Source organism: Bacillus sp. FSL L8-0193 (genome assembly GCF_037976065.1).
In the GTDB taxonomy this organism is placed as follows: Bacteria; Bacillota; Bacilli; order Bacillales; family Bacillaceae; genus Bacillus; species Bacillus paralicheniformis.
In genome coordinates this window covers 2,860,476-2,874,967 of sequence record NZ_CP150261.1, presented here as the reverse complement: position 1 = coordinate 2,874,967, position 14,492 = coordinate 2,860,476, and the positions used below count along the sequence as shown (strand labels likewise).

12 protein-coding genes and 1 pseudogene are annotated in these 14,492 nt (G+C 44.2%); 10 read left to right on the top strand and 3 right to left on the bottom strand.

Annotation, left to right across the window (positions count from 1 at the left end):
- The first annotated feature begins 199 nt into the window (after positions 1-199).
- The 5 genes from MHH76_RS14390 to MHH76_RS14370 all read left to right on the top strand — a co-directional run bounded on the left by MHH76_RS14390 (position 200) and on the right by MHH76_RS14370 (position 4,962).
- Positions 200-637, top strand: coding sequence for a mannose/fructose/sorbose PTS transporter subunit IIA (locus MHH76_RS14390; RefSeq protein ID WP_020452356.1), 438 nt, complete (start codon positions 200-202; stop codon positions 635-637).
- Positions 637-1,128 carry a mannose/fructose/sorbose PTS transporter subunit IIB gene (locus MHH76_RS14385; RefSeq protein ID WP_023855343.1) on the top strand — a complete coding sequence of 164 codons (492 nt, stop codon included), beginning with the start codon at positions 637-639 and terminating at the stop codon, positions 1,126-1,128. Before MHH76_RS14390 ends, MHH76_RS14385 begins: the two co-directional genes overlap by 1 nt.
- An 18-nt stretch (positions 1,129-1,146) precedes the next feature.
- Positions 1,147-1,950, top strand: coding sequence for a PTS mannose/fructose/sorbose transporter subunit IIC (locus tag MHH76_RS14380; RefSeq protein ID WP_020452354.1), 804 nt, complete (start codon positions 1,147-1,149; stop codon positions 1,948-1,950).
- Between the two features lie 21 nt (positions 1,951-1,971).
- A complete protein-coding gene (locus MHH76_RS14375; RefSeq protein WP_020452353.1) occupies positions 1,972-2,799 on the top strand; it encodes a PTS system mannose/fructose/sorbose family transporter subunit IID in 828 nt (275 codons plus the stop codon).
- Between the two features lie 129 nt (positions 2,800-2,928).
- The gene (locus MHH76_RS14370; protein ID WP_043054413.1) at positions 2,929-4,962 is read left to right on the top strand and encodes a GH32 C-terminal domain-containing protein; all 2,034 of its coding nucleotides are present in this window, start codon (positions 2,929-2,931) and stop codon (positions 4,960-4,962) included.
- A gap of 37 nt (positions 4,963-4,999) precedes the next feature.
- On the opposite strand, the gene MHH76_RS14365 is transcribed toward MHH76_RS14370, so the two are convergent.
- The gene (locus MHH76_RS14365; protein ID WP_043054412.1) at positions 5,000-5,794 is read right to left on the bottom strand and encodes an SDR family oxidoreductase; all 795 of its coding nucleotides are present in this window, start codon (positions 5,792-5,794) and stop codon (positions 5,000-5,002) included.
- Positions 5,795-6,020: 226 nt separating this feature from the next.
- The gene (locus tag MHH76_RS14360; protein ID WP_020452350.1) at positions 6,021-6,401 is read right to left on the bottom strand and encodes a hypothetical protein; all 381 of its coding nucleotides are present in this window, start codon (positions 6,399-6,401) and stop codon (positions 6,021-6,023) included.
- Positions 6,402-6,972: 571 nt separating this feature from the next.
- On the opposite strand from MHH76_RS14360, the pseudogene MHH76_RS14355 reads away from it, so the two are divergent.
- The 5 genes and pseudogenes from MHH76_RS14355 (at position 6,973) to MHH76_RS14335 (ending at position 13,647) form a co-directional block, all read left to right on the top strand.
- A pseudogene (locus tag MHH76_RS14355) lies at positions 6,973-8,396 on the top strand (MFS transporter).
- A 2-nt stretch (positions 8,397-8,398) separates the two neighbouring features.
- Positions 8,399-10,000 carry a xylan 1,4-beta-xylosidase gene (xynB, locus tag MHH76_RS14350; protein WP_020452348.1) on the top strand — a complete coding sequence of 534 codons (1,602 nt, stop codon included), beginning with the start codon at positions 8,399-8,401 and terminating at the stop codon, positions 9,998-10,000.
- Positions 10,001-10,655: 655 nt separating this feature from the next.
- The gene (locus MHH76_RS14345; protein WP_025811082.1) at positions 10,656-11,891 is read left to right on the top strand and encodes a cytochrome P450; all 1,236 of its coding nucleotides are present in this window, start codon (positions 10,656-10,658) and stop codon (positions 11,889-11,891) included.
- A 391-nt stretch (positions 11,892-12,282) separates the two neighbouring features.
- Positions 12,283-13,110, top strand: a complete 828-nt coding sequence (locus tag MHH76_RS14340) for an alpha/beta hydrolase (RefSeq protein ID WP_025811083.1) — start codon at positions 12,283-12,285, stop codon at positions 13,108-13,110.
- Between the two features lie 159 nt (positions 13,111-13,269).
- Positions 13,270-13,647 carry a hypothetical protein gene (locus tag MHH76_RS14335; RefSeq protein ID WP_025811084.1) on the top strand — a complete coding sequence of 126 codons (378 nt, stop codon included), beginning with the start codon at positions 13,270-13,272 and terminating at the stop codon, positions 13,645-13,647.
- A gap of 301 nt (positions 13,648-13,948) precedes the next feature.
- On the opposite strand, the gene MHH76_RS14330 is transcribed toward MHH76_RS14335, so the two are convergent.
- Entirely contained in the window at positions 13,949-14,398 is a 450-nt protein-coding gene (locus MHH76_RS14330) for a GyrI-like domain-containing protein (RefSeq protein ID WP_025811085.1), read from the bottom strand.
- Between the last annotated feature and the right edge of the window lie 94 nt (positions 14,399-14,492).

The following is a 14,492-nucleotide window of genomic DNA, read 5'->3' as shown; positions in this document are numbered from 1 at the left end:
TGTTTTCCATGAGCGATTTTTTCAGGTAAACCTGTATTAAGTGGAATCCCATTTTAATACAGGTTTATTTTTATGCTTGAATGTGTTTCAAACTTGAAAATCATTCGTCTTGAGATGCAGTGAAAGCGCTTAATACAACTTTGTTGGCACGATCCTTGCATTATAAATAAGCGAACGAAAAAAGAAAGGAGCAATGTACATGATTACAGTCATTATCAGCGGCCACGGAAACTTTCCCACAGCATTAAAAGAATCTTCAGGGATGATATTCGGAGAAGAAGACAGCCTGATCGCGGTGCCGTTTCTGAAAGGGGAAGGCATTCAGACACTGCAAGAAAAATATCATCAGACGCTGAAGGACATTCCGGAGGAACACGAGGTGCTTTTTTTAGTGGATATTTTCGGCGGGACGCCATACAACGCAGCGACTCCTTACATCGCGAAGGAGCGGAGATTCGATATGGCAGCCGGCGTGAACCTGCCGATTTTGTTAGAGGCATTGAGCTTGAGGGAGCATATGCCGCTAAAACAACTGCTGAACCAGTTGAAAAAGATGAGCCGGGAATGCTTCCAAATCTGCAGCGAGCAATTGGAAAAATTCAGTCAGTCTAATCAGGGAAGAGAGGATGAATTGTAATGAAAATCGTTTTAGCAAGAATTGATGACCGCTTTATTCACGGCCAAGTATTAACAAGATGGATTAAAATCCACGCTGCTGACCGCATTATCGTCGTCTCTGATGAGGTGGCGCAGGACGAAATGAGAAAAACGCTGATCCTTTCTGTCGCACCTTCAAATGTGAAAGCCAGCGCCGTTTCGATCTCCAAAATGGCCAAAGCGTTTCACAGTCCGCGGTACGAAGATACGACGGCAATGCTGTTATTCGAAAATCCGGGCGACATTGTTTCTTTAATCGAAGCAGGTGTTCCGATCGAAACAGTCAATGTCGGCGGGATGCGCTTCGAGAATAACCGCAGGCAAATAACGAAATCGGTAAGCGTGACTGAAAAGGACATCAAATCGTTTGAACAATTGCACGGATTGGGCGTGAAGCTGGAACTGAGGCAGCTGCCGTCAGATTCGAGCGAAGACTTTATGCAGATTTTAAGAAACGCAATAAAATCCTAGAAGGAGGGTTCTAAAGCCATGTCAACGATTCAAATTATTTTGCTGCTCGTCATTGCAGCTATAACAGGTATCGGTAGTGTATTGGACGAAGGGCAGACACACCGTCCGCTGATTGCCTGCACGTTGGTCGGCCTGGTTCTCGGGGATCTGAAAACAGGCATCATTCTCGGCGGAACGCTGGAGCTGATGGCGCTTGGCTGGATGAACGTCGGTCTTGCAATGGCCCCCGATACGGCTATCGCTTCCGTGATTTCGACCATTTTAGTGATTACCGCCGATCAGGGAGTCGGTGAAGGGATTGCCGTCGCGGTGGCTTTGGCTGCTGCGGGTCAGGCGCTGACGATTTTCGTCAGGACGATCACCGTATTTTTAATTCACCGTGCCGACAAATACGCAAAGGATGGCAATTTTAAAGGAATTGAAATCATGCATATTACCGCCATGGCGTTTCAGGCGCTGCGCGTTATGATTCCGACATTGATTGTGGCTCTGATCAGTGTCAGCGCTGTTCAGGCGTTTTTGGGAAATATTCCGGACGTCATCACAAAAGGTTTGCAAATAGGCGGGGGGATTATCGTTGTTGTCGGATATGCGATGGTCATCAACATGATGAACATTCCGTATTTGAAGCCGTTTTTCTATATCGGTTTTTTGCTGGCCGCGTTTACCGATTTCAATTTAGTCGGCTTCGGTGCCCTCGGGCTTTGTCTGGCATTTTTATATCAGCAAGTGATGCAAAAAAATCATGCGCAGGGGGCGGTGGCTGCCGCCAGTGACAGCAGCGTGGCTGCATATGATGATGACGATGATCTGGATGCTTAACTATTGAAGGAGGGACGAATAATGAGCACAGAAAAAAGGTTAACGAAGAAAGAGATTTTCAGTATGTTTATCCGCTCAAACTTTTTGCTCGGATCATTTAACTTTGAGCGTGTACAGGCGCTCGGCTACTGCTACGTCATGATTCCGGCGATCAAAAAATTGTACGGTCCGGGAGCGAAACGGAGCGAAGCGCTCCAGCGCCACTTGGAATGGTTTAATACGCATCCGTGGCTGACAGCGCCGATATTCGGCGTGACCGCTGCGATGGAAGAAGAAATGGCCAACAATAAAAAGATTGATGCCAAAGCGATTAATGGAATGAAAATCGGCTTAATGGGCCCGTTGGCAGGTGTGGGCGACCCGATTTTCTGGGGGACGCTGCGTCCCGTTCTGGCAGCCTTGGGAGCGTCGCTTGCTTTAAGCGGAAACATCGCCGGCCCGCTTTTGTTTTTCTTTTTAATCAACGCGATCAGGTTAAGTACAAAATACTACGGGTTAAAGTACGGCTATGTGAAAGGCATGGAAATTTTGCAGGACTTGGTCGGGAACCGCATTCAGAAACTGACGGAAGGCGCTTCAATACTCGGGCTGTTTGTGATGGGAGCGCTCGTTTCCAAGTGGACGACGATCAATATCCCGATCGTCGTGTCGAGAATTAAAGATGATGCAGGCAAAGTCGATGTACAGACCGTGCAAAACATTTTAGACAGCATCATGCCGGGGGTACTGCCTCTAGGATTGACATTGCTCGCTGCCTGGATGCTTCGCAAAGGGGTGAATCCTCTTCTCATGATTTTCGGTATTTTTATCATCGGGATTGTCGGCTATTGGGCTGGCTTTTTGGCATAAAATGATTTAGTTGTTCTTTTCTTAGCTTTTGGAGAGGCAGGTCCATTCGGCCGCAAAAAGGGGGAGGCTGTTTGGACTTCCTGCCTTAACCGTCACTAAAAACCGTGTGAAGAAGAGGGGAGAAAAGGGATGAAAAAGAGAATGATTCAGATGGGGATCATAGGGGCTATGATGTTTCCGGAAGCCTTTTCCGCAGCTGCGGCCGACCCGGACTACTATAACGAGGATCATCGGCCCAAGTATCATTTCACGCCGGAAGCAAACTGGATGAATGACCCGAACGGGATGGTGTATTACGCGGGGGAATATCATCTGTTTTATCAATATCATCCGTATGGCTTGCGCTGGGGGCCGATGCATTGGGGGCACGCAGTAAGCAAAGATTTGGTCAAGTGGGAGCATTTGCCGGTCGCGCTGTATCCGGATGAAAAAGGGACAATTTTTTCGGGAAGCGCTGTCGTCGATCGGCATAATACAACAGGGTTTCAAACAGGGACGGAGAAGCCGCTCGTTGCCATTTATACGCAGGACCGGGACGGGGAACAAGTACAAAGCATCGCCTACAGCAATGACAAAGGCAGGACATGGACGAAGTACTCAGGCAACCCCGTCATTCCAAATCCGGGAAAAAGAGATTTCCGAGATCCGAAAGTCGTTTGGCACAAACAGACGAAAAAGTGGGTGATGGTGCTTGCGGGCGGCGACCGAATTTTAATCTATACATCGCCTGACCTGAAGCACTGGACATATGCGAGCGAATTCGGCGAAGGAGAAGGCAGCCATGGAGGCGTGTGGGAATGTCCGGATCTGTTTGAGCTTCCTGTAGAGGGCAGACCGAATGAAACGAAATGGGTGATGCAAGTCAGTGTTGGAGACGGTGCTGTCTCAGGAGGATCAGGCATGCAATATTTCGTCGGAAGCTTTGACGGCACAACCTTTAAAAATGAAAACCCGCCGAATCGCGTATTATGGACAGATTACGGCAAAGACTTCTACGCAGCTGTCAGCTGGTCTGATATCCCGCGGTCTGACGGGCGAAGGCTTTGGTTAGGATGGATGAGCAATTGGCAATACGCAAACGATATTCCCACTTCCCCGTGGAGAAGCGCAATGTCTATCCCGAGAGAACTAAAATTGAAAGCGTTTTCCGAAGGATTCAGAATTGTTCAGGCTCCGGTAACTGAGCTGAAGTCGATCAGGGGTGCATCGCAAATGTGGAAAAACAAGATCATTTCACCTCGAAACAGAAATTTTTTGAAAGCGCTGTCAGATAATGCGTACGAAATCAATGCGGAATTTCAAGTAAATACCGGAACTGCGGCCGAATTTGGCTTTAAAGTCCGAACAGGGGAAAACCAATATACGAAAATCGGCTACAGCAAAAACAGCGCTTCACTGTTCGTCGACCGAAGCCAATCCGGAAACGTCTCCTTTAATCCGAACTTTAACACCGGAAAGCATGCGGCCCCGCTGCAACCGGTCGGTGGGAAGGTGAAGATGCGCATTTATGTCGACCGCTCTTCAGTTGAAGTATTCGGCAACGACGGGAGGCAGGTGATCACCGACATTATTCTGCCGGACCGATCCAGTAAAGGGCTTGAAGTATACGCATCTAACGGGTTTGTCAAGCTGAATTCAATGACGGTTCATCCTCTGAAAAACGTATGGGGAACGTCACCCTTTCAATCGAATTTGACCGGCTGGACGACCGTAAACGGTGTATGGGCCGACACGATTGATGGAAAACAAGGGCGATCTGACGGGGATTCGTTCATTTTATCTTCAGCAAAAGGAACAGATTTCACATATGAAGCAGATATCACGGTAAAGGATGGAAATGGCAGAGGGGCGGGTGCTCTCGTGTTTCGGGCCGACAAGGATGTTCAAAACGGATATCTTGCCAATGTGGATGCCAAGCATGATGTGGTGAAGTTTTTCAAATTTGAAAACGGCTCGGCCTCTGTTATTGCCGAACACCGCACACCGATAGAAACCGGCCGGAAATATCACCTGAAGGCGGTGGCCCGCGATTCCAACTTTCATATTTACTTGGACGGCCGATTGGTGATAAGTGCTCGGGATTCCACGTTTACCGAGGGAGCATTTGGCTTGAATGCATGGGATGCGACCGCAGTCTTCCAACATGTTTATGCTGATCGATAACGATGAAGCTGGAATGCCGGGCATTCCAGCCTTTCATTTAAAAGACGCTGCGGACCAATCCGCCGTCCGCCCGCAAGGCTGCACCATTGATCGGCGAGGAAAGCGGACTGCTTAAAAAGGTGACAAAGTGCGCGATTTCTTCCGGCCGAATCAGCCTTTGTATGATAGAGGTCGGCCGGTTTTCTTTCATAAACCGCCTTTCCGCTTCTTCGACCGTCAGGTTTTCATCTGGATAAAGAGTCTTCAGCATCGTTTCAACGCCTTCGGTTAAGGTTGAGCCCGGCATAACGGTATTGACAGTCACATTTGTACCCGTAGCAAGCTCTGCCAAGCTCCGGGAAATCGAAAGCTGCATCGTTTTTGTTGCGCTGTAATGCGCCATTTCCTGTGACGGCATAACCGCAGCTTCGCTCGCAATAAAAATGACCCGGCCTTCTTTTTTCTCGATCATGTTTTGCAAATATCTCCGCGAGAGCCTTACTCCGCTCATAATATTCACTTCGAAAAAGCGGAACCAATCCTCATCCGGAATCTCAAAATATTCCGCCGGCTCAAAAATTCCTAAATTATTAATGAGAATATCAACATGCGGGAACGCTGCTATTAGGTCTTGACACCCTTTCTCAGTGCCAAGATCATAAGGGGCCGGATGAAGAACAGCCTCGGGGAATTGGCCTTTCAATTCGTCTATTATTTGATTGACCTTGTCTTGCCGGCGTCCGTTAATGATGACAGACGCACCTTCTTTCGCAAGTGAAGCGGCAATCGCTTTGCCGATTCCGGACGTTGATCCGGTCACCAATGCTGTTTTTCCTCGTATGTTCAGGTTCATCATGGATCCCTCCGTTTTCTTTTCAGTATAAACAGAACAATGTCATACAAAACATCATTCATGATTATGGAACAGAAGAACCCGAAACGGAAGTACGCACTTTAAAGTTATATAGGCACTTTTTTGTGCCCCCTCAGTTTAAAGAGGGGACCGTTTGTTTGACCAGGCAAAAAAAGCATCAAAAAACCGCCGTCTGTAAACGGCGGGCTTACTGTTTATGGGGAATTCAATCATAGCAAGTAACGGTGATGTATGTATCGTTCCCTTTAAACAGAACGAGTTCTGCTTTTTTGTTCGCGCCATCTGTAAAATCGCTGACATCGATCACCGGACTGTTGCTTTTCGGTCCGACGTAGATATTTTTTCTAACGATTTCGGGCGTGCTTCCCGCCCCGTCAACTTCATACAGCGTAAAAGTAAAGCCATAAAAGCTGTTGTTGTGAAAATAAAATTTCCCTCCGCCTGATTTAATGATCGGAGTCTGCGATGTCATGCCGTATGTGCCGATATTATCCCATACACCGGAACCTGCTGCAGACGCAGAAGAAAAAGGCAAAAGCAAACACGCCAAAGTGAGCAGTAAGGCACCGATTTTGCTGAATTTCATGATTGGTCCTCCTTTTTAGTCACTACACTGGGGATTGTATCATTCATCACAGATGAAAGAATGAGGCATTGTTCCCTGAAAAATTGGGTTTATCTTTTTCATATGATGCACTTTTTGCGAACGGCATCCATAAATTGTGCTTTTATTAAGAAAAAAGGCCGATCATGGTGCTGCGGCGCTGTAACAAATGAAGCTGATATCCCATGAAGGCCTCCGCGGTTTTTCGAGTTTTTTTCTTTTGAAATTGAAATAGACACTGCTAATGATTGACAACATTTTCAAACTGACTTAAACTTAGTTTGATGATTAAACTAAGTGTGTGCATAAGGAGTGGATGAAAGAGGGAGATCATTTTATGTTCTGATCAAAGCAACCTTCGAAATCTGATTCTTGCGAAAATTGAAAAATGGAGGTGATAAGATGACATAAACCTACAATCTAGTATTCGTGGTTGACGAGTGAAGCATCTGTCTCACTTCGGCTGAAAGGCCGCTTGCCAGGTTCAATGTATGCGCTTTCATAAAAACTTATCATAAAGCCGTTTTGAAAGGCTGTGGAGGAGGTAAGAATCATGACGGGTGGACATGTAAACCAAGTTAGTATGTATGAGAAATCCGGTTATGCTTCTGGAGATTTAGCATGTAATTTAATTTACACCACGGTTTCTACATATCTGTTATTTTTCTATACGGATGTTTATGGTTTATCAGCCGCTGCCGCTGGAACAATGTTTCTGATTGTTCGAATCATTGATGCGCTTGCCGATCCTTTTATCGGAACATTAGTAGACCGAACAAACAGCAGATTCGGGAGGTTTAGGCCGTATCTGCTGTTCGGCGCGTTTCCGCTTGCTGTACTTGCCATCCTCTGTTTTACAACTCCAGATTTTTCAGATACCGGAAAATTAATCTACGCTTATATCACGTATGTCGGGTTATCACTCACATATACAGCGATAAATGTTCCATACGGCGCATTAACCTCCGCGATGACGAGAGATAATCAAGAGGTCGTCAGCATTACTTCGGTTCGGATGGTCTTTGCCAATCTTGGCGGACTCATCGTATCTTTTTTTGTTCCTTTACTTTCTACTTATTTAGGTGATACGACAGGAAACACGGCTCTTGGCTGGCAGCTGACGATGAGCATGCTGGGGATAATTGGCGCCTGTCTATTAATCTTTTGTTTTAAAAGTACAAAAGAACGGGTCACTCTGCCAATGTCCGAAGAAAAAATTAAATTTTCCGATCTATTCGAGCAATTCCGGGTGAATCGTCCGTTAGTCGTTTTAAGCATTTTCTTTATCATTATTTTTGGCGTCAACTCGATAAGCAATTCCGTCGGCATCTACTACATGACGTACAATGTAGGCAGAGCCGATCTTGTGAAATGGTACGGCTTGCTTGGAAGCCTTCCTGCATTGGCCATCCTGCCGTTTATACCCCGAATCAATAAGTGGCTGGGAAAGAGAAAGCTATTAAATGCCGCTTTATTATTAAATATCATTGGACTTTTAGCCATTCTCATTGTTCCGCCAAGCAATGTGTTTCTGGTGCTCTTCTTTCGGGTCATTGCCGCAGTTGGAAGCGTGACGGCCGGGGGATATATGTGGGCGCTTATCCCTGAAACAATCGAATATGGCGAATATAAGACAGGGAAACGTTTGAGTGGATTGATTTATGCGATTATCGGCTTCTTTTTCAAGTTTGGCATGGCACTCGGCGGAATCGTTCCAGGACTCATATTGGAGAAGTTCGGCTATGCCGCAGGCCAGGTCCAAACACCTGAAGCGTTGACAGGGATATTATTAACGACAACTGTAGTTCCGGTTATTTTCCTTATATTGGCTATGATCGACATTAATTTTTACAATTTAAGCGATGAAAAATATGCAAAAGTCGTACGTGAATTAGAGAATAGAGATAAAGTGACTTGGACTCTATGAAGAATTTCAGTAGAAATATACATTTTAAAGACAACCGTGAGGAGGAATGAAGATGAAAATTATCAATCCGGTGCTTAAAGGTTTCAACCCGGATCCATCCATATGTAGAGTAGGGGAAGATTATTATATCGCAGTATCCACCTTCGAATGGTTTCCAGGAGTGCAAATCCATCATTCAAAAGATTTGGTGAATTGGCGTTTAATTGCACATCCGTTGCAGAGGGTTTCACAATTGGATATGAAAGGGAATCCCGACTCAGGCGGTGTATGGGCGCCTTGTCTAAGTTACAGTGAAGGAAAGTTTTGGCTTATATATACAGATGTAAAAGTTGTGGATGGAGCCTGGAAAGACTGTCATAACTATTTAGTTACTTGCGAAACCGTCGATGGAGATTGGGGGGAGCCGATTCAACTAAATAGTTCCGGCTTCGATGCTTCATTGTTCCATGATGTCGACGGAAGAAAATATTTGTTAAATATGCTGTGGGATCACCGGATCGGCCGCCATTCATTCGGAGGCATTGTGATGCAGGAATTTTCCGTGCGCGAAAAAAGGCTTATCCATCAACCGAAAATCATTTTTGAAGGCACAGATATTAAACTGACTGAAGCGCCGCACCTTTATCATATCGGGGATTATTACTATTTGTTGACAGCGGAAGGCGGGACCCGTTACGAGCATGCCGCCACAATTGCCCGTTCAAAACATATCGAAGGACCATATGAGATTCACCCCGACAATCCAATTTTAACGTCTTGGCACGAACCTCGGAATCCGTTGCAGAAATGCGGACATGCATCAATTGTGGAAACGCATACAGGCGAGTGGTATTTAGCTCACTTAACCGGGCGTCCTATTCATCCTGCTGATGACTCGGTTATTCACCAAAGAGGATATTGTCCTTTGGGAAGAGAAACCGCGATTCAAAAATTAGAGTGGAAAGACGGCTGGCCTTATGTGGCAGGCGGAAAAGAGGGGAGGGTGGAGGTGGAAGCGCCCCGCATATCTGAAACCAAGTTTCCATCGACATATCAGGAAGTCGATCAATTTGCTGATCGGACATTAAATATGAACTTTCAGACATTGCGGATTCCCTTTACGAAAGAATTAGGATCATTGACTGAAAGGCCGAATCATTTACGTTTATATGGACGTGAATCACTAACCTCTACATTTACCCAGGCGTTTGTAGCCAGGCGTTGGCAAAGCCTCCGTTTTACAGCGGAGACTGCTGTTGATTTCAACCCGGAGACCTTTCAGCAAGCCGCGGGACTCGTGAATTACTACAACACCGAAAACTGGACGGCTCTTCAAGTGACTTATGATGAAGACCTTGGGCGCATTTTGGATGTAACGATATGCGATAATTTTACATTCTCACAGCCGATAAAAGACAAAATTGTCATCCCGCGGGACATACAATATGTTTATTTAAGAGTAAATGTCGAATGGGAAACATATTATTACTCCTATTCTTTTAATAAAAAAGACTGGTATAAAATTGAGATCCCGTTGGAATCTAAAAAACTGTCAGATGATTATGTGCGCGGAGGAGGATTCTTCACCGGAGCTTTTGTGGGAATGCAATGCCAAGATACAAGCGGAGCACATCAACATGCCGATTTTGATTACTTTATGTATAAAGAGCTATGAGTCAAAAAAACAGCGCCCCCGACAATCGGGGGCGGTTTAAATCCGTTTTCGTCCCTTCCAGTTTTAATGCCTCTTTCTTCCCTCGGTTTATTTTAAAAGTTGTCATCCTCGCTCGCTTAACGGGTAAGTGAAACCCGGAAGGGGCAGATGCATGATAAAACCTTTCAAATTAAACTTCATTACTAAACAATGATTCCGGAAGGTGTTCATTAATGAACATCCATCGCTTGATTGCCGATTGAATTTGAAAGTTGCCCCAACTTATAATAAACACATGTTCATTAGTTGATGAGTGTTCAGAATGGCAAAGGAGGTTTTGCGATGAAGCAATCCGTTTGACTTTTCCAGCGAGCCATCCTCAAGCTCCATGTCGCTTTCTAACCAAAACCTTTGATCAAACGCAGGAAAACGAACTGCTGCGCATGCGTGAACAGGGCTGAAAGCTTTAGATTTACGGAGACGGGCTTGAAGAAAAGTTATGGCGAAAACCAGCTCCTCCAAAGGCAAAGCATAAAGGGGAGAGGCCGTTCGGCCGAACCCTGTCGATCGAATTTAGCAGAATGACGCTTTTGGTATCATGAAATCAGTCAATGTGTGGTTTAATATGTAAAGGTAGGTTTATAATAACAATTTTTCGGAGATGGAGGTTGTAAAAATGTCTTCAAAACATCAAAAAGTCTCTACCATATTATCTGAAAAAGAACTATCTTCTGCTGCATTTAAACATAATGCGTACGATTTTTACAAAAACACACGCGGCTCTCGTTCTGTTTATCCCGTATCCATGGGAGATCTGGGTGAGGGCTGGCTCATTACGAGGTACGATGACGCGGTTCGTATATTAAAGGATGCAAGAATGAAGAAAAACTACGAAAATGTGTTTACAGAAGAAGAATTAGAAAACTTCTCCGCTCTGGGAAATGAAGAACCTTTATCAAAGCATATGCTCAACTTAGATCCTCCTGACCACGGCCGTTTGCGGTCCCTTGTTCAGAAAGCATTTACTCCCCGGATGATATTGCAGCTCGAAGGAAGAATCCAACAAATCGCTGATTCCTTATTGGATGAAGCAGAACCGAACCATTCTATGAATCTTGTAGACGACTACGCTTTTCCCCTGCCGATTATCGTGATCAGTGAGATGCTTGGTATTCCAGTTGAAGATCGGCAAAAATTCAGGGTTTGGTCCCAGGCGATTATTGATTTTTCCGACACTCCTGAAAGCCTGGAGGAATACAAGCATAAAATAGGCGAATTCGCTGAATACCTGGAATATTTGGTCCGCAAAAAAAGGGAGGAGCCGGCTGAAGATTTAGTCAGTTCGCTCATTCAGGCAGAAAGCGAAGGAACGAGATTAAGCATAGAAGAGCTGTATTCGACGATTATGCTCCTTATCGTTGCAGGACATGAAACGACGGTAAACTTAATAACCAATATGACCTTTGCCTTGCTGAACCACCCTGATCAGCTGGAAAAGCTTCGTCAAAATCCTGATTTAATCGACTCAGCCATTGAAGAGGCGCTCAGATTTTACAGTCCAGTGGAATTAACCACCCTGCGCTGGGCGGCCGAACCATTTACATTGCACGGGCAGGAGATTAAGCGAAAAGATGTGATCATCGTTTCATTAGCGTCAGCCAACCGCGATGACACGGTCTTCCCGAATGCCGACCGCTTTGATATTGAAAGAAAGGATAACCGCCACCTTGCCTTTGGCCATGGCAGCCATTTTTGCCTCGGCGCACCGCTTGCCCGGCTGGAAGCCAAAATCGCAATTCAAACATTGCTGCGCCGCTTTGAACATATAGAGATCAAAGGTGAAAGGGAGCAGATCAAATGGAAAGGCAATTTTCTGATGAGAGCTTTAGAAGAACTGCCACTATGTTTTTAAATGGTTGGATTTACAGTCAGCCGTGATATGTTTGCTGTCATTTCGGCTCGAAGAAAAAGCAGACGACCATCTATCACAGGACTCATAAAAATCGTACTCCCCGATATGACGGGGAGTACTTTTCTTGCCGGCTTAATTGTCTAATACTTTTTCAGGCCGCTTTTGCGAATGCAGCCTCTCATATTTTCCTCGCAGGTTTACAGCCCTCGACAGTAAAAACCTTTAATTCTCTCATTGATTTTAAAATTTGTAAGTTTCTTGTTTCTGTTTATAATTAGAAACATATGCTAATGTTCCGCCGCCTTAAAACTGATTAACAGATGAGCATTCCCGGAATGTTCCGTGAGACGTTTTAAAATATACTGGCTAAAGAAGAAAGGTGTTTTTAAACTTGAGAGGATTCATCAAATGGACAGGGGTGGCGATTCTGTGTATTGGCTTGATCGCCTGTACTTCCAACAAGAATGCTGAAAATGTTCATTACGCAAAAGACGACAGACAAACATTGGATATTTATACACCGCAAATAAACGAGGGTGAAAAACATCCTGTTCTCATCTATCTTCACGGTGGAGGGTGGACAAGCGGCGACAAAAGCAGGGCTGCTTCGAAGCCGGCATTGTTCACGGAAAACGGCTATGTTTTCGTATCTGTCAACTATCGGCTTCATCCCGATGTTCAATATGAAGAGATGGCTGATGATGCGGCTAAGGCTGTTAAATGGGTGATGGATCATGCTGATGAATATCAAATCGATCCGTCAAAAATCAATGTTATGGGACATTCGGCAGGAGGGCACTTGGCCGCCTTAATTGCCGCAAATCCGGCATATTTAAATCGTGTCGGCCTCACGCCGGCCTCGCTCAATTCGATTGTAGTTTTAGATGGACCCTTGGATATGAAACGATTCATCGAAGCGATCCCGTCTTATCAAAAAGTGTTCGGTTCCGACGAAAAGGTATGGACAGAAGCTTCGCCGCTCTCCTACATCAACAACTCAAAATTACCGCCTGCCTATCTTGTGACCCGCTGGGAAGACCCCGCCGTCTACAAATTCGCGGAAACCGTAAACAAAGCGAAAGCAACGGATTTTGTGTATCGGGTCAACAGCTTATCTCACAGTGATTTAAATAAGATGTTCGGCTCACCGGATGCGCCGGCAGAAGCACAGAATATGACAAAAGCGGTTATGGCGTTTTTAGAGAAGGAAAATAAATAAGTGTAAATGGATTTCGGTCAAGTTCATAAGCGCTTTAAAGATTAGGAGAGAGGGGCTGGGTTTTAAGATCTGTCCTCTCTATTGAATTTTCTTTTTTCTTCACAATGTTTTCCGCCTTTAATTTTGATATTTACTTTTAAATGAGGGAGAGATAGAAAAATGAGCACGCGGAAAATTGGTGCAATTATAATTGGTATTGCTACTCTCATCGCAATAGCTTACACAACTTACAAAATGATGTCAGGAAAAGATGTGGGTTTCAATGAAATTATAACGATATCGATATTTTTCATGATGTTTTTTTCTGTAATGGCTAGGGAGGATAAGAAGGAAGAAGATCAAAGTGATGAACTTGATCAAAAAGTTCTCGAGAAAAGCTCGAAAATCAGTTATTTTATTCTGTTATTTGCGATATTGTTAGCTGTGTTTGCTGATCAATTAGTGAACGGAACCATTAATATATTTTTGTTAGCTGTGTTAAGCTTGGGAATGGTTATATTTCCTGTCGTTGAATATCTGGTTGCGAAGAAGCGTTAATTTATGAAACCAAAAAGAGCTGTCAATACAGCTCTTTTTCATATAACGAAGTTCTTGATATGTACTTTAGTGAAAACCTTCCGTTTCTTTAGCCCGCTTTTCCGAAGTCTACCGTGTCCCGCTATGTCGTCAGTATGTCTACCGTCACTAACTGAATTCAGAAAAATGTTTGACAAACAAGAAGGTAAAATTTATTATATCATTACCTCGACTGCTTCAACTGCAGTTAGATCTGAAATACATAGTAGGTCTGTCATGTTGTTCATCCTTTAAACAGAAGGTAGGAAATGTCCCTGCTTCGTTACTGTATAGGAACTAATATTTCACACAAATGATTATCAATCATTTGTGAGGTATATCTTTCTATAATTGGTTGTTCTCTTATTGATAGATTATTTCTTTCTATCTCAGAAAAAATATTGCCCCAAAATTCACTGACTGCCTCTTTTGTATGGTCAAGCAAGAAAACAGCGTATTTCCCACCAGAAAATTCACCAACATGAGCTGGTTTTTCCACATTAAAATCTTTATTTATAACAACGCAAACATCATAACGACATTCCTCTTTAGGAGTAATCTCTGGGTTATCTTGTGGTATGCCTAAAATTGTAGAATTATCAAATACACCATTCGATTTTGCCCACTTTTTAAAATTCTCCATTAATTCTTTGTTTTGCTTTTCACCATACTCCCCAACATTTCGGAAATAAGCAATCCTTGATTCAGGTAATTCTTCAATAGTTATTTTCATATTTAATCCTCCTTTCTTAGATAAGGTAATTCGATTTAAAATGTTTTTCAAGTTATTTTTTAAAAGATTCTGATTATAATAGGGTTTAATTAAT

Excerpts from the sequence above, each read along its gene's own strand:
- xynB (WP_020452348.1), top strand. The coding sequence starts at position 8,399 with ATGAAAATTATCAATCCGGTGCTTAAAGGTTTCAACCCGGATCCATCC.
- MHH76_RS14370 (WP_043054413.1), top strand. The coding sequence starts at position 2,929 with ATGAAAAAGAGAATGATTCAGATGGGGATCATAGGGGCTATGATGTTT.
- MHH76_RS14375 (WP_020452353.1), top strand. The coding sequence starts at position 1,972 with ATGAGCACAGAAAAAAGGTTAACGAAGAAAGAGATTTTCAGTATGTTT.
- MHH76_RS14360 (WP_020452350.1), bottom strand. The coding sequence starts at position 6,401 with ATGAAATTCAGCAAAATCGGTGCCTTACTGCTCACTTTGGCGTGTTTG.
- MHH76_RS14385 (WP_023855343.1), top strand. The coding sequence starts at position 637 with ATGAAAATCGTTTTAGCAAGAATTGATGACCGCTTTATTCACGGCCAA.
- MHH76_RS14365 (WP_043054412.1), bottom strand. The coding sequence starts at position 5,794 with ATGAACCTGAACATACGAGGAAAAACAGCATTGGTGACCGGATCAACG.
- MHH76_RS14330 (WP_025811085.1), bottom strand. The coding sequence starts at position 14,398 with ATGAAAATAACTATTGAAGAATTACCTGAATCAAGGATTGCTTATTTC.
- MHH76_RS14335 (WP_025811084.1), top strand. The coding sequence starts at position 13,270 with ATGAGCACGCGGAAAATTGGTGCAATTATAATTGGTATTGCTACTCTC.
- MHH76_RS14345 (WP_025811082.1), top strand. The coding sequence starts at position 10,656 with ATGTCTTCAAAACATCAAAAAGTCTCTACCATATTATCTGAAAAAGAA.
- MHH76_RS14390 (WP_020452356.1), top strand. The coding sequence starts at position 200 with ATGATTACAGTCATTATCAGCGGCCACGGAAACTTTCCCACAGCATTA.
- MHH76_RS14380 (WP_020452354.1), top strand. The coding sequence starts at position 1,147 with ATGTCAACGATTCAAATTATTTTGCTGCTCGTCATTGCAGCTATAACA.